A 17,083-nucleotide genomic window follows, 5' to 3' on the forward strand; every position below is an offset into this window, starting at 1 on the left:
GTTTACTTCAGAGCCAGCCTAACGTTGCGCTTATGCCAACAACCTAAGCCATCTGGAAGAGTTTCATTAATCTGAACGTATTGGCTCGTCACCTTAGTAACTCGGCCATTGTTTAAGCCGATAAACTGGCCTTTCTTGACGTTTACCACGTTGCCTTTGGGTGTTTGCACTAAGCCAAACACGCTTGAGCCACTGCCCATCACGCCTCTTAAACGAAGCTTACTCAGCGGGTACTTCTCTAACTTGCCATTACGAGAACGGGCGCTGGGTTGCCAACAGTCTTTCTTAACCAAGGGTTGGTTTTGCACAATGGCTTCTTTAGGCAGTTCAAAGGGAGGACGCAAAGATCGGCGCTGATAAGTCGCCGCCGTGAATTCAGTTGCTGGGACAAGTTGCTCGACATCTTTTCTCGCCTTGGCTTCAACCTGCGCCACAAAATCTTGCAGTGAGTCTTGATTAGCTTTGCAGCCTGACAACGCAAGCATCAATACGATTGAGTAAAACGCGCTATTGGGTTTCATCATTAACCTCCGATTTAAACTGGTAGGTATAAGCTCGAACCCTAAAGTGCAGCGTGCTACTTTCTTGACTGACTCGCTGCCAATTCACATCATCAAAGCTAATAATACGCGGCAGCTTGGCGATGGCAGCAGAGAAGTCACCAATCTCGTGATAGTCACCTGTCAGCTCTATATTGAGAGGCAATCGATAGAGAAACTCCTTATTCTGCTTTTGCCCCCAATCGATTCGTGTGAAGGTCAGCGAGTTATCCAAGCCGAGCTCATTCACGGAGGCCAACATGCTCGCTAACTCCTTTTGAACGGGCAGCTGCTCTAATAGATAATCGTAGCGACTAGTTAGCTCATCCAACTGGCTCTGCAACTTAGGCAAGGCTGCAACCTTATTCGCCTTTATCCTCAAGGTCGTTTTTAAGGTCTGCTCCTGTTGCTTCATCTGTTTCAGTTCCTCGTCGAGCGGCAGCAGATACAGCCAAGTGCCAACACCTTGGATTAACACCATCAACACCAGAATCACGAGAAGCTGAGGCAACAATGGCCATTCGGTGATCTCATCAACATCGAGATCTTGCAAGCTCATCCTGTTTTGCCTACTAATCCTATTTTGAAGGTTAGCCATGATGCGCCCCCTTATCTTTTCTGCTCGCGGTTGTGTTTTCTAAAGACACAGGGCTAAACACAAAAGAGACCTTGAAGGTCTGAAACTCTTTATTGAAGCGCTGGCGGTTATGAACGATAGAGTGCATCTCGACCCCTTTCAAAGAATCTGAACGTTCGAGGTTGTCCAACATGGTGGCGAGACGAGCAGTGCTGTCGCTGATGCCCGACATTTCAATCTCCTGACCATTCATCTTTATCTTGTCGACATAGACACCCTCTGGAATCAGCTCCGGCATCAAGTTCATGAAGTCGGTGGTCTTATTACGGCCAAGCTGCAGCGACTCAACCACATCAAGTCGAGTCAGAATGGCTTTGTGTTCTTGCTCTGCGACTTTTAACGACTGAATTTGTCGGTCGAGCTCAGCAATGTACTGATTGAGGTAATTGAGGCGAGCTTGCTGCTTGGCTTGTTGATCGTGAAAATAGTGACCAACCGCCCATTGCCCTATAAGCGCAATGATGACGCCAAGAATGACCAGATGGATAAAACGCTTCTTGTGCTGAGCACGAATCTCATCACGCCACGGCAGCAGGTTAATTTGATGCAACATGCTTCTCTCCCTGCCACTTGAGCCCACTCATCGCCATACCCGCCGCGATACCAAAGTGTTGCCAGTCAATCGGCAGTCGGCGTCTCTTGGCGACCTTATTCTCAAATAAAGACAAAGGATTCAATGACTCGCAGCTCAACTGAAAATGGCGTTCTAGCTCTTCGGTTACCATAGGGATGCTGGCGCCCTCGCCCATCAACCAAATCCCTGAGATAGGTTGCTGCGCATTTCCCGATGAATAGAGCTGCAATTGACGCTTGAGCTTCTCAATCAGGTTAACAATGAATTGATGTGTCTCTTCCATAGTACCGAACACGCTCTCGATATCACTCGGGTCATCTGAGCTGCGAAGATCTTGAGTGCCAAAGGCGATGTCTTTATAGAAAGGCGCCGAATTCTGCGGGATAACCCCTAGCGAGGTTTGGTCGATTCCAACATCCACTAGCAACCAGTTTTTCTTATCGGGATACAGGCGCGAGGCCAATTGCCAGATATTAAGTAGCCCATGCGCCTGTGTATCCACCACCACAGGTTTGAAGCCAGCCTTGGTTAATGCATCCGCTCGGCTATCCACAACTTCTTTACGAGTGGCGTATACCTGATAACTGCTTGTCGAACCTTTACCAAATCGTTTGTCTTCCAGCTTTACAAAATCTAAACTCAGCTCCTCGATAGGAAAGGGAGATTGATGGGCGAAGGTTTGATAGATAGAAAACTCTTTTTCTCTGTCTTCTAACTCACTCTCTATTTGCAGTACTTTGCTGATCACCGTGTTATCAGGTACCGAAATGGCGACGTTGCGACAGCCAAAAGGCAGTCCTTTCCTAAGTTCTTTAAGTTTCTTAACAGTTTTCTGATACTCCAAAGTATGGTTAGCTGTAAAAATGTCGTCCGAAATCGGCAGCTCTTTGTATCCCACTAGGGCATACAACTCCCCCACGGGTTTTAGTACCACGGCTTTGATGCTGTGATGATTTATATCTATACCTGTAATTAATGATGAACCCATGTGACCTAGCTCCTGAAGTGCCAAGCATTTCGTTGATTATCTAGGGGTTGTGATTATTAGTTAAATAAGCGTTAATAAACGAAAGCTAAGTTTTTAGCCTAGAGTACAAGGGTTTGCTGCTTATCAGCCTTAACTAATCAGGGATTATCCGGTGAAGTTCATAAAGCGATTATTCATATTTACATTGATTTGCATGATTCTTGGAGTCAGTACAATTTTCGGGTTTTATTTTTACGTAAAACCAGAGTTGCCTGATGTTGCCACTTTGCGCGACGTAGAACTCCAAACGCCGATGCAAGTCTTCAGTCAAGACGGTAAGCTGATCTCTCAATTTGGTGAAAAGCGTCGTAATCCAGTCACTTATGACGAGATTCCTCGCCACTTAGTTGAGGCTCTGATTGCCACCGAAGATAGCCGTTTCTATGAACACCCAGGTATTGACCCAATCGGTATCACACGTGCAGCACTCGTGGTTGCAATGTCGGGTTCAGCCAAACAAGGTGCTAGTACCATTACTCAGCAGCTTGCGCGTAACTTCTTCTTATCTAATGAGAAAAAGATTATGCGTAAGATCAAAGAGATCTTCATTGCGATCCACATTGAGCAACTTCTTAGTAAAGAAGAGATCATGGAGCTTTACGTCAACAAGATCTTCCTTGGTCACCGTTCGTATGGTTTTGGCGCGGCAGCACGTGTTTACTTCGGTAAAGATCTTCCTGATCTCACGCTGAGTGAAATTGCGACCCTTGCGGGTATGCCAAAAGCACCTTCGACAATGAACCCTATTTACTCTGTTGAGCGCGCGACTAACCGTCGTAACGTTGTATTGCGTCGTATGTTAGACGAGAAATACATCACTCAAGCAGAGTTCGATGACGCTCGTAGCGAAGAGCTTATCTCGAAATACCACGGTGCAGAGATCGAACTGAGCGCGCCATATGTTGCTGAAGTTGCACGTGCTTGGATGGTGGAACGCTATGGTGAAGAAGCTTATACATCAGGCATGAAGGTCTACACGACCGTTGATTCGAAACTGCAAAAAGCAGCGAACCAAGCCGCAATTAAGAACCTACTTGGCTACGATGAGCGTCACGGCTACCGTGGTGCTGAAAAAGTATTGTGGCAGACTGCGCAATCAGCGTGGGATCAAGAACAAATCGTTAAACACCTTAAGTCTCAACCAACCTATGGTGACCTAGTCCCTGCTGTTGTTACCGCGGTTGATTCGAAAAGTGCTCAAATTTGGGTTAAGAACCAAGGTGAAGGCACTATCGAATGGCAAGGCATGAACTGGGCGCGTAAATTCCTAACGGATAACCGCCAAGGACCAGCGCCTTCTCAAGCGAAAGAAATTCTGGCGGTTGGTGAACAAATCTGGGTTCGCCATGAAGCCGTTACCGGCGATGAAGTCTCTGAAGAGCCGACAGAAGAGTCAGCGACTGCAGAATCAGAAACACCGATTGTATGGCGACTAAGCCAAGTACCGAATGCGAACACAGCATTTGTTGCAATGAACCCGAACAACGGCGCGGTATTGTCGATGGTCGGTGGCTTTAACTTTGTCCACAACAAGTTCAACCGTGCAACGCAATCTATTCGTCAGGTGGGTTCTGGTATCAAACCCTTTATCTACTCAGCAGCGATTGAGAAAGGCTTAACGCTAGCCTCACTGATCAACGATGCACCGATTAACCAATGGGATAAGAGCCAAGGTACCGCATGGCGACCAAAGAACTCGCCACCGACTTACGTGGGTCCAACTCGTTTACGTATTGGCTTAGCTCAGTCTAAAAACGTAATGGCGGTACGTGTACTGCGCGAAGTAGGTCTAGATGATACTCGTAACTACCTAACTCGATTTGGCTTTGATATTGATGAAGTTCCGCGCTCTGAAACCATTGCTCTGGGTGCGGGTAGCTTAACGCCAATGAAAGTAGCTCAAGGTTACTCAGTATTCGCTAATGGCGGCTACTACGTTGAACCTTTCTACATCAGTCGCATTGAGACACCATTTGGTGAGACTGAATTTGAAGCGACACCAAAAGTGGTTTGTAAAGACGATTGCCAACAGCAAATGACATCAGACCCAATGGCTGATGAGTTTGCAGAGCAAGATGTGGATGCCAAAGTACAATACGCACCTCAAGTTATCTCTGAACAGAACGCATTCCTTGTTCGTGAAATGATGTACAGCAACATCTGGGGTGGCGGTGATTGGAGCGCTGGCACTGGTTGGAACGGTACTGGTTGGCGTGCACAACCGTTGAAGCGTCGTGACATTGGCGGAAAAACGGGTACCACCAACGATTCTAAAGATACTTGGTACAGCGGCTACGGCCCTGGCATGGTGGCTACGGTATGGGTTGGTTTTGATAACCACAACCGAAACCTAGGCCGTACTAAAGCGAACTCGAACCTTGGTAAAAATCAGATTACTGGTGCAGAAGCTGGCGCGAAAACAGCAGAACCTGCATGGGTTGATTTTATGGGTACGGCGTTAGCGGGTGTTCCTGCTGAGCGTAAAGAAATTCCGGAGAACATCGTCCGTGTTCGAATCGACCGTGAAACTGGCTTACTGACCAACAAGTTCGATAGCTCATCAATGTTCGAGTACTTCGAGAAAGGCACAGAGCCAACCGAGTACATCACTGAACGTTTCAATGATGACATCTACTCAACCTCATCAGGTGAAGCAGTAGAAGAACTGTTCTAACTAAGGTTTGTAGAACCTAGTAACATGAACCAACAAAAAGGGTTGATATGCATTCATATCAACCCTTTTTTTATATCTATATCTGACCAGACTAGGCTCTAAATTCAAGCGCTAAGCCGTCTTCTCCAGTTGAGTTCGAATCGTCTCAGCCAATTGCTCGAAACGTCCCTTCAATGGAGAGCCCGGACGGTAGGCAACAACAATGCGACGTGAAGGTGTTGGATTCACAGCAGGTACGTAACACACACCGTCTTTCTGCTTCTCTTTCGGCACCGATAGCTGAGGAAGCAAGGTAATCCCCGCCCCCGCCGCGACCATGTTACGCAGCGTTTCTAAGCTGGTTGCCTTAAAGCGCTCATCATCTTTGGCGCCCGCAGCAAAACAGAAGCCCAAGGCTTGGTCTCTCAAACAGTGACCGTCACCTAGCGCAAGTACGGTTTGTCCATTTAGCTGCAGCATATCGACAGTGTCTTGCTGAGCCCACTCGTGGTCACATGGAACGGCAACACTTAACGGCTCGTCATACACATCGATCTCTTTGAACACCGCCGTTTCATCAACCGCAGCCAGTACTAAGCAATCAAGCTTGCCATCTTCAAGTTGGCTCACTAACTGATGGGTCTGAGCTTCATGCAGGTAAAGCTCAAGATCTGGGAAGCTCTCTTTAAGATGAGGAACAATCTTAGGCAAGATGTAAGGACCCACGGTTGGAATAAAACCAATGTGCATTGGCCCCGTCATCGCTTCACCGTGTCCACTCGCCATATCTTTAAAAGTTTTCACTTCATTGAGAATACGCTTGGCTTGTTCAACAAGTTGTAACCCTGATTCTGTAAATATCACCTTCCTTGGACTACGCTCGGTTAACTGAAGTCCAATTTCATCTTCGAGTTTGCGTATTTGACCGCTTAGTGTCGGCTGACTGACAAAGCACGCTTCTGCCGCTTTTCGGAAGTGTTTATGCTCTGCGAGCGCCACCAAGTATTCAAAGTCACGAATGTTCATGATCAGTCTCTTACCTCAGGTTTTAATAAGAACAAGGGTTCTAATAGAAACATTTAAAAGAAAAATGCTCTTGATAGAATTTACCTATCAAAACCATAACATCAAACGATTAGAGCTATCAAAGGATTTATCTAATAATGGGCTCAACGAAACGAAACAGAGCGAAGAAAAACGTTAAGCTCTGATAGAACAAAATTAAAAATACTATTTAAGGAAATCAATATGTTTGCATCTAAAGAAGGTCAATCAATCCCTCAAGTAACATTCCCAACTCGCCAAGGTGATGCATGGGTTAACGTAACTACTGAAGAGCTATTCAAAGACAAGACAGTTATCGTATTCAGCCTACCAGGTGCGTTTACGCCAACATGTTCGTCAAGCCACCTACCTCGTTACAACGAGCTACACTCTGTATTCAAAGAAAACGGTGTTGATGACATTCTGTGTGTTTCAGTAAACGACACATTCGTAATGAACGCTTGGAAAGCAGACCAAGAAGCGGAAAACATCACATTCATCCCAGATGGTAACGGTGATTTCACAGACGGCATGGGTATGCTAGTTGAGAAAAACGACATCGGCTTCGGCAAACGTTCATGGCGTTACAGCATGCTGGTTAAAAACGGCGTGGTAGAAAAAATGTTCATCGAAGAAGACGTACCAGGCGACCCGTTCAAGGTTTCTGATGCAGATACTATGCTTAACTACCTTGCTCCTGAGCACAAAGAGCAAGAGTCAATCACAGTATTCACTAAGCCAGGCTGTCCTTTCTGTATGAAAGCAAAACAGAACCTAATCGACAAAGGTCTGAACTACGAAGAAGTGGTTCTAGGTAAAGATGCAACAACAGTAAGCCTACGTGCAATCTCTGGTCGCACTACCGTTCCTCAAGTATTCATCGGTGGCAAACACATCGGTGGTAGTGAAGAACTAGAAACTTTCCTAGGCTAATCGCTTCATCGCCGATATAGGCTTAGAAGTATCAGCTAACCCACCCTCTTGTGGGTTAGCTATTCCAAACACTCTTATCTGAGTTTTGGGAAAAAGAATATAGCTGGTGACTCGCCTGTCTTTTACTAACCTATAGTTAGCAATAAAAGCAGAGTCACAAGCTAAACCTAATAAAACAGAATCACAAAACTGACCCGTTATCCTGACTCTCAAAAAAATCACCAGAGTTGGAGGGGTTCGTTCAAACTAAATTCAGCCATTGCGAGAAAATTATTATGAAACAAGTCAATGTAGATGTAGCAGTTATCGGGGGCGGTACGGCAGGTCTAGGTTCTTACCGCGCTGCAAAAGCACACACTGACAGTGTCGTGATGATTGAAGGCGGCCCTTACGGTACTACCTGTGCTCGCGTTGGTTGTATGCCATCTAAACTGCTTATTGCAGCTGCAGAAAGCGTACACCAAATCGAGAAAGCTCCGGCTTTTGGCGTTCACCCACAAGGCGATATCGTGATTAACGGTCGTGAAGTGATGGAGCGAGTGAAGTTTGAGCGTGACCGTTTTGTTGGTTTTGTTTTAGAAGGCGTTGATGAAATCCCAGAGCAAGACAAGATCTCTGGTTACGCAAAATTCTTAGACGATAACACGCTACAAATTGATGACCACACGGTTGTCACCGCTAAGCGTATTGTTATCGCGACCGGTTCTCGCCCTGCATACCCTGCCGTTTGGAATGAGCTTGGCGATCGCCTGATCATTAACGACGACGTGTTCAGCTGGGATGATTTACCAGAATCGGTTGCGGTATTTGGCCCTGGTGTTATTGGTCTTGAGCTTGGTCAGTCACTGCACCGCTTAGGTGTGAAGACCAAACTGTTCGGTTTGGGTGGTCAAGTTGGCCCAGTAACTGATCCAGAGATCATGGCTTATGCAGATAAAGCTTTCAATGAAGAGTTCTATCTCGATGCCGACGTGAAAATCGAAAGCATGAAGCGCATTACCACTGAATCGGGTGAGCCACGTGTCGAAATCCAGTTCATCAATAAACAAGGTGAATTAGAAACTAACGTCGTTGAATACGTACTAGCAGCAACAGGTCGTCGCCCTAACACTGACAAGCTTGGCTTAGAGAATACCTCTCTAGAGCTTGATGAACGTGGTGTGCCAATCGCAGACCACTACACGCTACAAACATCACTACCATCAATATTTATCGCTGGTGATGCGAGTAACCAACTGCCTCTACTGCATGAAGCAGCAGACCAAGCTCGTATTGCGGGTGACAATGCAGGTCGCTTCCCAGAGATTCGTGCAGGCCTACGCCGCTCTAAAATCTCGGCAGTATTCTCTGACCCGCAAATCGCGATGGTTGGTGAAACCTACAAAGAGATCACCACACGCTTGGGCACATGTGGCTGTTTCGCAACGGGTGAAGTGTCTTTCGAAAACCAAGGTCGTTCTCGAGTGATGCTGCGCAACAAAGGTATTCTGCACGTATACGGCGAGCAAGGTACAGGCCGCTTCCTTGGTGCTGAGATGATGGGACCAAACGCAGAACACTTGGCTCACTTGTTAGCATGGGCACACCAGAACAAGATGACGGTTTCTGAGATGCTAGACATGCCGTTCTACCACCCAGTAATCGAAGAGGGTGTACGAACTGCCCTACGTGACCTGAATGCGAAACTGCACCTAGGCCCAGAGATGGTGAAACACTGCCTAGATTGTGGCCCTGGTTGTTAATCTCAGACTAGCGCCAGTCAATTAGCAGTTAACAAACGTTAGATACTAAAAAGGAAAGCCATTGGCTTTCCTTTTTGTTTTTGGCAACGAGCAAACTATAGATTCCCGATTACGCTCCTTCGTCGCTAACGGGAATGACGTAACTTTTAACACACATCTGAGCCGAAGCCAATCAGTGTGATGGTCGTTTTAAAAACGCATCTAAGCTGAAGCAGACCAAAGTGACGCATCAGCTAAACCAAAACTAAACTCGTCATTCCAGAACCGAGGGACGAGGTATCTGGAATCTCTTGAAGCCATTGCGTCACTAAAAGCTTTAAGCAATTACTTCTCAGCAGCAATCACAGAGATCTCAACAAGTAGCGCTTCGCGAGCCATGTCGCCAGTCACACATGCGCGAGCTGGAGCGTGACCTTCTGGTACCCATGCATCCCACACTGCATTCATTTCTTGGAAGTCTTTCATGTCTTTCAAGTAAATCGTTGCTGACAGCATGTGCTCTTTGTCGCTGCCTGCTTGCTCAAGTAGCGCTTCTACTTTATCTAACATGGTTTGAGTTTGTTCAGTGATGTCTTTAGTTGCATCAGCACAAACTTGGCCACATAGGTAGATAGTACCGTTGTGTTTAACAATACGGCTCATACGTTGCTTGGTTTCTTGGCGCTCAATCATCGACTTTCTCTCTCTGTGTCACCGTGATCCAATATCTTGTGACGTGTTATTATCAGGGCAACAAGCATAACGCGAATCAAACCCAAGATGACATGCATTCATTGCAATAAAAGTGAAAAAATCCGTAACAAACTCGGTCGCTGCCAGCGTTGCATGAATCAGCTGATGGTGTTGTCGATTTTGAGTTGGGGAGTATGGTGGCTGTTTTTCAGAGAAGACCCAAAAACCATCAATGCCATCGCGTTGATGATGGCCGCTTTCGCGTTCAGTGGCTTGCTGTCGTTGCATTGGGTCATGAAGTTTGTGGTGCTACCGTTAAAGGGCAAAAAACGTTAGCTGGAAGTCTTTATTGGATAAAGAGTAGTGATTAGAGACAGGGCTAAACAATCCGATAATTCATCATAATTTTCGAGCTATTGTCATTTCCCGAACAGCAGATAGAAAAAAGCCCCAGAACCAATCGATTCTAGGGCTTTCTTAGAAAATTCTAAGAAAAAGCAGTGGTACTTTAATAGACCGGGCTTTTCTTAGTTTGTTCCCAAAAAAGATCAGATTTTTGATCTTTTTTTTAGGAGCTATAAAATCAATGCCTTATGCAACATTAACCTTAGCAATTATCTGCTCTACCAAGTTCACTTCCAATGCCACTTCATCACACGCATGTTGACGAGGACACTGGTCACAATCTTTCAGTACCTTCTCAGGCAGCAGAGATTTCGATGTTGGTAAGAAATCATGCTTCATAAAGAACTCTGGAGTACGAGTCAGCACAAACACCTTCTTGATGGCCATTTGTCGCGCTTTCTCAACCAAGTGCTGCACAATTGCGGTACCCTGCCCTTGACCTTGCCAGCCAGCTTCGACACCCAGTGAACGGATTTCCGCTAGGCCAGAGTCATACACATAGAGTGATGCACAACCTGTCACCTCACCATGATGCTCTGCGACCGCAAACGAGCCAATATCACGCACCAGTTCATTACGAGAACGAGGTAGGTTTTCACCCATGTTCGCCCAGTAAGCGACCATACCTTCCAACGCTTCAATATCGGTCAGACGAGCAGGACGAACCTTGACGATGGACGTATCACGCTGTGATAAACGTTTCTCAGCTTGGTCAACCGCGTAAGCCACTTGCTGTGGAGATACACCGCCTAGCGCGCTACGTTTTTCAAGACACGATTCAATGGTCAGGATGTCATACACATCTTCCTCAATCACCTCAGAGAACTCTTTCATCTCTGCGATGGTTAATTCTTCTAATGCACAGCCTTTAGCAATCGCCGCCACTACCGTCACACCAACAATATGGTGAGCTTCACGGAAAGGAATCCCTTTCGCTACTAGGTAATCAGCCAATTCAGTTGAGTTCGCGTAGCCTTGTTTCGCGGCTTCAAGTGTACGTTCGCCGTTCACTTTAATGCCGTCAAAACAGAGTGCTGCCATTTCCATACAATCATTCCAAGTATCTAAAGCGTCGAACAGACCTTCTTTATCTTCTTGCATGTCTTTGTTGTACGCCAAAGGCAGAGCTTTTACTGTCATCATCATTGCCGCTAATGAACCGTAAACACGGCCAGTTTTGCCACGGATAAGCTCTAGCGCATCTGGGTTTTTCTTTTGTGGCATCAGAGATGAACCTGACGTCACGGTATCCGCTAACTCGATGAAGTTTGATTCACCTGAGTTGTAGAAAATCATATCTTCTGCAAGACGCGAAAGGTGAAGCATAGAGATAGAAGCAATCGACATTAGCTCCATCACATGGTCGCGGTCAGAAACTGAATCTAGAGAGTTGCGCGTTGCACGACGGAAACCTAAGTTGTGAGCTAACTCTTCACGGTCCATCGGGTAAGCTGTTCCAGCAAGGGCACCAGAACCCAGCGGACATGTGTCTAGACGCTTAATCGCATCATTCAAACGTGAATAATCACGCTCAAGCATTTCAACGTAAGCCAAGCACCAGTGAGCAAAAGTTACCGGCTGAGCACGTTGTAAGTGAGTGTAGCCAGGAAGCACGGTTTCTTGATGCTGAGAAGCAACGTTCACCATTTGGCTTTGTAGGCGATCCAATGCCAGTAGCAGTTGGTTACCTTGCTGACGACACCATAGTTTCAGGTCTGTCGCCACTTGGTCGTTACGAGAACGGCCAGTGTGAAGTTTTTTGCCCAAGTCACCGACTTTGCCGATAAGTTGCTGCTCAACCCAGCTGTGAATATCTTCTGCATCAGAACGTAGAATCTGTTCAGGATCTTCCATCACCTCAAGTTTTAGCTCATTCAGCGCTAACTCAAGCTTCTGTTGCTCTTCTTCTGTTAATACGTTGACCGACAGTAGAGCTTTAGACCAGGCAATTGAGCCCACAATGTCTTGCTCAGCCAATCGGTAATCAAAACGAAGAGAATCGTTAAAATCTTTGAACCGGGTGTCTGCTGCTTGGGTAAATCTACCGCCCCATAATGCCATTGTGTATCTCCTAATTGCACAGTGCTCACTGTTTTTGCAAATGATAATTCTGATTAAGATTCAGTATTTTTCTGATGGTTTAAACTTACGGCAATTCAAAATGAAAATAAAGTATTAATTCATTATTTTCACATATTTATTCACCAACAGTTCAATCCATTGATTATTTTTAGCGTGGAGCGCGAATTATATGCCATCCGATAGGAAAAACCGAAGCTGATTTATTAGGCAAATAGAAAGTAAAAAGCCCACTCACTAATCAATAGTGAATGGGCTTTGCATAATAATGTCTGTTTACTAACCTTCAATCTTTCATCAAAGGCTAGCTCACTAACTCATTGTTAGGATTACTTTTGGCTATTCAAAGCACGGATACGGCTTGATAGCGAGTAAAGGCGGATGAAGCCTTCAGCATGGCTTTGGTCGTAAACTTCATCTTCACCAAAGGTTGCAAACTCTTCTGAGTACAGGCTGTTGTCAGAACGCTTCTGAGTCACCGTTGCATGGCCTTTGTAAAGCTTGATAACCACTTCACCATTCACGTCTTGTGCTAGCTCTTCTGTCGCGGCAAGGATTGACTTACATAGTGGAGTGAACCAACGACCATCGTATACAAGGTGAGAAGCCTTAACACCGAGCTCTTCACGGAATTCGAATGCCGCTTTATCAAGAACCAGTTGCTCTACTGCACGCAGTGCTTCCATCATGATTGTGCCACCCGGAGTTTCGTAACAACCACGAGACTTCATGCCAACAAGACGGTTCTCTACGATATCGATACGACCAACACCGTGCTTAGCACCTTTCTCGTTTAGGTAAACCAGTGCGTTGTATGGCGTCATTGTTTCGCCATCAACCGCAACCACTTCGCCTTTTTCAACTTTAAGCGTCACTGTTTCAGATTCGTTTGGCGCTTGCTCAGGGTCTACAGTCCAAGCCCAGCAATCTTCGTTAGGTGCATTCCATGTGTTTTCTAGAACGCCGCCTTCTGTTGAGATGTGCCATGCGTTTGCATCACGCGAGTAAATCTTAGTAAGAGAAGCCGTACAAGGGATGTTACGCTCAGCCAGGTAATCTAGACACTCTTCACGACTCACTAGATCCCATTCACGCCATGGTGCAATTACGTGTAGATCAGGTGCTAGTGCAGCAAATGCGCCTTCAAAACGAACTTGGTCATTACCTTTACCAGTACAGCCGTGACACAGTGCGTCTGCACCTACTTTACGTGCGACTTCAACCTGTGCTTTCGCGATGATTGGACGCGCCATCGACGTACCTAGTAGGTATTTACCTTCGTAGTAAGCGCCCGTTTTCAGCGTTGGGTAGATGTAGTCAGCAACCATCTCTTCTTTAAGGTCTGCGATGTAACACTCAGATGCACCAGAAGCTTTTGCTTTCTCTTCGATACCAATCAACTCTTCATCGCCTTGACCAACATCCGCAACAAACGCAACCACTTCACAGTCATAGTTCTCTTTCAACCATGGAATGATTACTGATGTGTCTAGACCGCCAGAGTAGGCTACTACAACTTTCTTTACGTTAACTTTGCTCATTTTCTTTCTCCTAGTTTCCATACTGCACATGGCGGTCAGCGTTGGAAATGACTTCATAATTATATGTTTATTTAATTTGTCTAAATTCTTTAAGTAGTGACTCGTTGTGAAACCTACTGAGGTAAAAACTGTGTTCCTATGCTTTTACCTGAAAACAGTTGTGTTAGCTTTTCTGGGTATCGCCAAGTGGCAACTTCGATTGGTCGTCCAAGGTCGTTAGCGGCTTCTAGTGCGGCTTGAACCTTAACGATCATGCCGTCGGTAATCACTTTGCCTGTAATAAGGTCATCAGCTTGTTGTTGATTAAGGCTTGGAATGAGGTGACCTTTGCCATCCAACACACCACTTACATCAGAAAGCAGTACCAGTTCAGCATCAAGTGCGCCTGCAACGGCAACCGCAGCTTGGTCGGCATTGACGTTCATCAGTTGGCCTTGCTCAGTCAGACCAATCGAGCTAATGATAGGCAGTGCGCCCGCATTAAGAATCGCTTGCAGAACGGTTGAGTCGCCCGGCTCCGCTTTTCCTACCGCCCCCAGTTCAGGGTTCAGTTCGCTCACTTTGCATAAACCACCGTCTGCTAGGCTTAAACCAACGGCATTGATACCGTCTTTAATCGCCTGACCTTGAAGTAATTTATTCGCCGTGCCCGCTAATGCACCAGCGATCACTGGGATCTGATCATAAGGAGTAACACGTAGCCCTTCTTTCTTAACGGTTTCGAGGTTCAACTTATTCATCAAATCATCAACAAGGTAACCGCCGCCGTGAACAATCACGATTGGTCGTTGTGCCTGTTGTTGGTAAGCAGAGATAGCACCAAATAACTTGCTAAGTGTTTCACCACAAGATAGCGCAGCGCCACCTAACTTTATGATTAATGGTTGATTATTAAGGCTCATATCTAGATTTCCTTACACTAACGCAGTTAATGGCGCAAAACCATAACGTAAATTCAAACACTGCATCGCTTGGCTAGATGCACCCTTTAATAAGTTATCAATCGCTGAAACAACGATGATGTGATGACCTTGAACCTTCCAACCTAAGTCGCAGAAAGGCGTCTGCTCTACATCTTGAATTCTTGGCAATGTCTCTTCGAGTAATCTCACCGCAGGTTTACCTTGGTAAGCTTGCTCGAAGGCATCTTGTATCTGTTGTTCTGTCACGCCTTCAGCCAATTTCATGGTAATGGTTGCCAAAATGCCACGCTTAAAGTTGCCGAGGTGCGGGGTAAAAATCACATCACATCCTAAATGTGCAGCCATTTCAGGTTGATGACGGTGATTGAATACACCATAAGCTTGCAAGCTCACTTCGCAGAAGCTGTTGACCATCGTCGCCTTGCGGCCTGCACCAGTCACACCGCTGGTTGCGTTAATCACTGGCCATTGGTTTTCATCCAGTAACTTGGCTTCAACCAAAGGCTTAATCGCCAGTTGTGATGCGGTTGGGTAACAACCCGCGACAGCGACAAGCTGAGCTTCTTTAATTTCTTGTTCGTTCCACTCAGCTAAACCGTAAGCCGCTTTGTCTAGCCATTGTTCGTGTTGATGTTCAAAACCGTAAAACTCTTGATAGAAGTTTTCGCCTTTAACTCTGAATGCACCCGATAGGTCGAAGACTTGGCAATCGTTCTCTAGAAAAATTGGCGCTAGGTCGTGACTAACCTCGTGTGCCGTTGCTAAGAAAATCACATCAGATTGTTTAGCTACTTCTTCCGGATTTGTTAAAGGTTGTACTGGCATATCAATCAAGCCAGCTAACTTACCGTGCAGTGCCGCAATAGGTTTACCTGCGTCTACACTATTGGCTGAGACATATAAACCTGATAGCGTGAGCTCAGGGTGTCTGTTTATCATTAGAGCCAGTTCTGCTCCTGTGTAGCCGCTTGCGCCAATGATCGTGGTTTTCAACATCTCAACACATCCATTTTTGAGGTAAGTTACATTTCAAATTTGACTATTCATACTTAATTTTTAGCTTTATTTGATTTCTTATGCATTAAATATGATTTAATATGTGTTTTACCGACTTATGGTTTTCCTGTCAATAGTAGAAGTGAAGTTATTATGCAATTACCGAGTTTTCTTGAGGTCTACAAAGGCCTAATTTCCACAGACTCTATTAGCTCGACCGATCCAAGCTGGGATCATGGCAACGAGAAAGTGATCGAAAAAATGGCTCAATGGTTTAAAGACGTAGGCTTTAGCGTTGAAGTCGTGGAAGTCGAACCCGGCAAGCATAATATGGTCGCTAAGATGGGATCGGGCGAAGGTGGCTTGCTACTCGCAGGACACAGCGACACAGTGCCATTTGATGAAGGACGTTGGAACTTTGACCCTCACGCACTAACAGAACACAACAATCGCTTCTATGGATTAGGCACAGCCGATATGAAAGGCTTTTTCGCTTTCGTTTATGAAGCGGCAAAGAAGATGGATTGGAGCAAACAGACCAAGCCGCTATATGTATTGGCAACCTGTGACGAAGAGACCACCATGCTGGGTGCGCGTCATTTCACTGAAAATGCACCGTTTAAACCGGATTACTGCATTATTGGTGAGCCAACCAGCCTTGTGCCGATTCGTGGCCATAAAGGCCATGTTGCTAACGCTGTGCGAGTAACGGGTAAATCAGGTCACTCTTCTGATCCTGCATTAGGTGTCAACGCCATCGAGATCATGCATGAAGTGTTGTTCGCTTTAATGCAACTGCGTGACAAGCTAGTCAAAGAGTATCACCACCCGGGTTTCGCAATTCCAAGCCCCACTCTAAACCTTGGCCATATCCATGGTGGCGACAGTGCCAACCGTATCTGTGGTTGCTGTGAGCTGCACTATGATGTGCGTCCTTTGCCAGGTATCAGCCTAGATGGCTTGGATAACATGCTGCGCAGCGCACTTAAAGAAGTGGAAGCAAAATGGCCGGGCAGAATCGAGATTACGCCACTGCACGAACCTATCCCAGGTTATGAGTGCCAACACGACCATCCATTTATTGGTGGCATGGAATCCGTTTGTGAGATTGAATCGCAAACCGTCAACTACTGCACTGAGGCACCTTTCCTTCAAGAACTTTGCCCAACCTTAGTGCTGGGGCCGGGCTCAATCGACCAAGCTCACCAACCAGATGAGTTCCTAAGCTTCGATTTTATCGATCCAACGATTGATGTTCTGAGTAAGTCGATCCGCAAATATTGTTTCTAGTTATTACTTTTCTTCCAATATTTTCGTA

At 46.0% G+C, this 17,083-nt stretch carries 16 protein-coding genes; 6 read left to right on the forward strand and 10 right to left on the reverse strand.

Features of this window, described 5'->3' with window-relative positions; translation table 11 throughout:
- Positions 1-2 precede the first annotated feature (2 nt).
- The 4 genes from AB6E54_RS15115 to pilM are packed head-to-tail and all read right to left on the reverse strand — an operon-like array spanning position 3 to position 2,738.
- On the reverse strand, positions 3-521 hold the full coding sequence (locus AB6E54_RS15115) for a pilus assembly protein PilP (RefSeq protein ID WP_017063694.1): 519 nt from the start codon (positions 519-521) through the stop codon (positions 3-5).
- A complete protein-coding gene (locus tag AB6E54_RS15120) occupies positions 508-1,137 on the reverse strand; it encodes a type 4a pilus biogenesis protein PilO (protein WP_017061128.1) in 630 nt (209 codons plus the stop codon). Before AB6E54_RS15120 ends, AB6E54_RS15115 begins: the two co-directional genes overlap by 14 nt.
- Entirely contained in the window at positions 1,130-1,729 is a 600-nt protein-coding gene (locus AB6E54_RS15125) for a PilN domain-containing protein (RefSeq protein WP_102333882.1), read from the reverse strand. The genes AB6E54_RS15120 and AB6E54_RS15125 overlap by 8 nt, the downstream gene beginning before the upstream one ends.
- On the reverse strand, positions 1,713-2,738 hold the full coding sequence (pilM, locus tag AB6E54_RS15130; RefSeq protein WP_017061130.1) for a type IV pilus assembly protein PilM: 1,026 nt from the start codon (positions 2,736-2,738) through the stop codon (positions 1,713-1,715). The genes AB6E54_RS15125 and pilM overlap by 17 nt, the downstream gene beginning before the upstream one ends.
- Positions 2,739-2,889: 151 nt before the next feature.
- Here pilM and AB6E54_RS15135 point away from each other — a divergent pair, with 151 nt between their 5' ends.
- A complete protein-coding gene (locus AB6E54_RS15135) occupies positions 2,890-5,451 on the forward strand; it encodes a penicillin-binding protein 1A (RefSeq protein WP_032546261.1) in 2,562 nt (853 codons plus the stop codon).
- A 111-nt stretch (positions 5,452-5,562) separates the two neighbouring features.
- Here AB6E54_RS15135 and oxyR read toward each other — a convergent pair whose 3' ends face one another.
- Positions 5,563-6,456, reverse strand: a complete 894-nt coding sequence (oxyR, locus tag AB6E54_RS15140; RefSeq protein ID WP_017061132.1) for a DNA-binding transcriptional regulator OxyR — start codon at positions 6,454-6,456, stop codon at positions 5,563-5,565.
- Between oxyR and AB6E54_RS15145 the strand changes: the two genes are divergently transcribed.
- The 3 genes from AB6E54_RS15145 to AB6E54_RS15155 all read left to right on the forward strand — a co-directional run bounded on the left by AB6E54_RS15145 (position 6,455) and on the right by AB6E54_RS15155 (position 9,149).
- Positions 6,455-6,634, forward strand: a complete 180-nt coding sequence (locus tag AB6E54_RS15145; protein WP_017096544.1) for a hypothetical protein — start codon at positions 6,455-6,457, stop codon at positions 6,632-6,634. The genes oxyR and AB6E54_RS15145 overlap by 2 nt on opposite strands.
- A gap of 44 nt (positions 6,635-6,678) precedes the next feature.
- Positions 6,679-7,407, forward strand: a complete 729-nt coding sequence (locus tag AB6E54_RS15150) for a glutathione peroxidase (protein WP_017061133.1) — start codon at positions 6,679-6,681, stop codon at positions 7,405-7,407.
- A 275-nt stretch (positions 7,408-7,682) separates the two neighbouring features.
- The gene (locus tag AB6E54_RS15155; protein ID WP_102370803.1) at positions 7,683-9,149 is read left to right on the forward strand and encodes a dihydrolipoyl dehydrogenase; all 1,467 of its coding nucleotides are present in this window, start codon (positions 7,683-7,685) and stop codon (positions 9,147-9,149) included.
- Positions 9,150-9,473: 324 nt separating this feature from the next.
- Here AB6E54_RS15155 and AB6E54_RS15160 read toward each other — a convergent pair whose 3' ends face one another.
- Positions 9,474-9,821, reverse strand: coding sequence for a RidA family protein (locus tag AB6E54_RS15160; protein ID WP_004729674.1), 348 nt, complete (start codon positions 9,819-9,821; stop codon positions 9,474-9,476).
- An 87-nt stretch (positions 9,822-9,908) separates the two neighbouring features.
- Here AB6E54_RS15160 and AB6E54_RS15165 point away from each other — a divergent pair, with 87 nt between their 5' ends.
- Entirely contained in the window at positions 9,909-10,157 is a 249-nt protein-coding gene (locus tag AB6E54_RS15165; RefSeq protein WP_029235423.1) for a DUF3624 domain-containing protein, read from the forward strand.
- Between the two features lie 255 nt (positions 10,158-10,412).
- On the opposite strand, the gene argH is transcribed toward AB6E54_RS15165, so the two are convergent.
- The 4 genes from argH to argC all read right to left on the reverse strand — a co-directional run bounded on the left by argH (position 10,413) and on the right by argC (position 15,765).
- Positions 10,413-12,287: an argininosuccinate lyase gene (argH, locus tag AB6E54_RS15170; RefSeq protein ID WP_017061136.1), complete on the reverse strand. Its 1,875-nt coding sequence runs from the start codon at positions 12,285-12,287 to the stop codon at positions 10,413-10,415.
- 347 nt (positions 12,288-12,634) lie between these two features.
- Positions 12,635-13,846, reverse strand: a complete 1,212-nt coding sequence (locus tag AB6E54_RS15175; RefSeq protein WP_017061137.1) for an argininosuccinate synthase — start codon at positions 13,844-13,846, stop codon at positions 12,635-12,637.
- 113 nt (positions 13,847-13,959) lie between these two features.
- Positions 13,960-14,748 (reverse strand): acetylglutamate kinase, encoded by a 789-nt coding sequence (gene argB / locus AB6E54_RS15180; RefSeq protein ID WP_017061138.1) that lies wholly within the window; start codon positions 14,746-14,748, stop codon positions 13,960-13,962.
- Between the two features lie 12 nt (positions 14,749-14,760).
- On the reverse strand, positions 14,761-15,765 hold the full coding sequence (gene argC, locus AB6E54_RS15185) for an N-acetyl-gamma-glutamyl-phosphate reductase (RefSeq protein WP_017061139.1): 1,005 nt from the start codon (positions 15,763-15,765) through the stop codon (positions 14,761-14,763).
- Between the two features lie 153 nt (positions 15,766-15,918).
- Here argC and argE point away from each other — a divergent pair, with 153 nt between their 5' ends.
- Positions 15,919-17,055, forward strand: a complete 1,137-nt coding sequence (gene argE / locus AB6E54_RS15190; protein WP_004729680.1) for an acetylornithine deacetylase — start codon at positions 15,919-15,921, stop codon at positions 17,053-17,055.
- Positions 17,056-17,083: the final 28 nt, after the last annotated feature.

This window comes from Vibrio sp. 10N.247.311.49 (assembly GCF_041467655.1).
GTDB classification, from domain to species: domain Bacteria; phylum Pseudomonadota; class Gammaproteobacteria; order Enterobacterales; family Vibrionaceae; genus Vibrio; species Vibrio crassostreae_C.

Excerpts from the sequence above, each read along its gene's own strand:
- AB6E54_RS15145 (WP_017096544.1), top strand. The coding sequence starts at position 6,455 with ATGATCAGTCTCTTACCTCAGGTTTTAATAAGAACAAGGGTTCTAATA.
- AB6E54_RS15115 (WP_017063694.1), bottom strand. The coding sequence starts at position 521 with ATGAAACCCAATAGCGCGTTTTACTCAATCGTATTGATGCTTGCGTTG.
- argB (WP_017061138.1), bottom strand. The coding sequence starts at position 14,748 with ATGAGCCTTAATAATCAACCATTAATCATAAAGTTAGGTGGCGCTGCG.
- argH (WP_017061136.1), bottom strand. The coding sequence starts at position 12,287 with ATGGCATTATGGGGCGGTAGATTTACCCAAGCAGCAGACACCCGGTTC.
- AB6E54_RS15150 (WP_017061133.1), top strand. The coding sequence starts at position 6,679 with ATGTTTGCATCTAAAGAAGGTCAATCAATCCCTCAAGTAACATTCCCA.
- argE (WP_004729680.1), top strand. The coding sequence starts at position 15,919 with ATGCAATTACCGAGTTTTCTTGAGGTCTACAAAGGCCTAATTTCCACA.
- pilM (WP_017061130.1), bottom strand. The coding sequence starts at position 2,738 with ATGGGTTCATCATTAATTACAGGTATAGATATAAATCATCACAGCATC.
- AB6E54_RS15175 (WP_017061137.1), bottom strand. The coding sequence starts at position 13,846 with ATGAGCAAAGTTAACGTAAAGAAAGTTGTAGTAGCCTACTCTGGCGGT.
- AB6E54_RS15160 (WP_004729674.1), bottom strand. The coding sequence starts at position 9,821 with ATGATTGAGCGCCAAGAAACCAAGCAACGTATGAGCCGTATTGTTAAA.
- AB6E54_RS15165 (WP_029235423.1), top strand. The coding sequence starts at position 9,909 with ATGACATGCATTCATTGCAATAAAAGTGAAAAAATCCGTAACAAACTC.
- AB6E54_RS15125 (WP_102333882.1), bottom strand. The coding sequence starts at position 1,729 with ATGTTGCATCAAATTAACCTGCTGCCGTGGCGTGATGAGATTCGTGCT.
- oxyR (WP_017061132.1), bottom strand. The coding sequence starts at position 6,456 with ATGAACATTCGTGACTTTGAATACTTGGTGGCGCTCGCAGAGCATAAA.
- argC (WP_017061139.1), bottom strand. The coding sequence starts at position 15,765 with ATGTTGAAAACCACGATCATTGGCGCAAGCGGCTACACAGGAGCAGAA.
- AB6E54_RS15120 (WP_017061128.1), bottom strand. The coding sequence starts at position 1,137 with ATGGCTAACCTTCAAAATAGGATTAGTAGGCAAAACAGGATGAGCTTG.
- AB6E54_RS15155 (WP_102370803.1), top strand. The coding sequence starts at position 7,683 with ATGAAACAAGTCAATGTAGATGTAGCAGTTATCGGGGGCGGTACGGCA.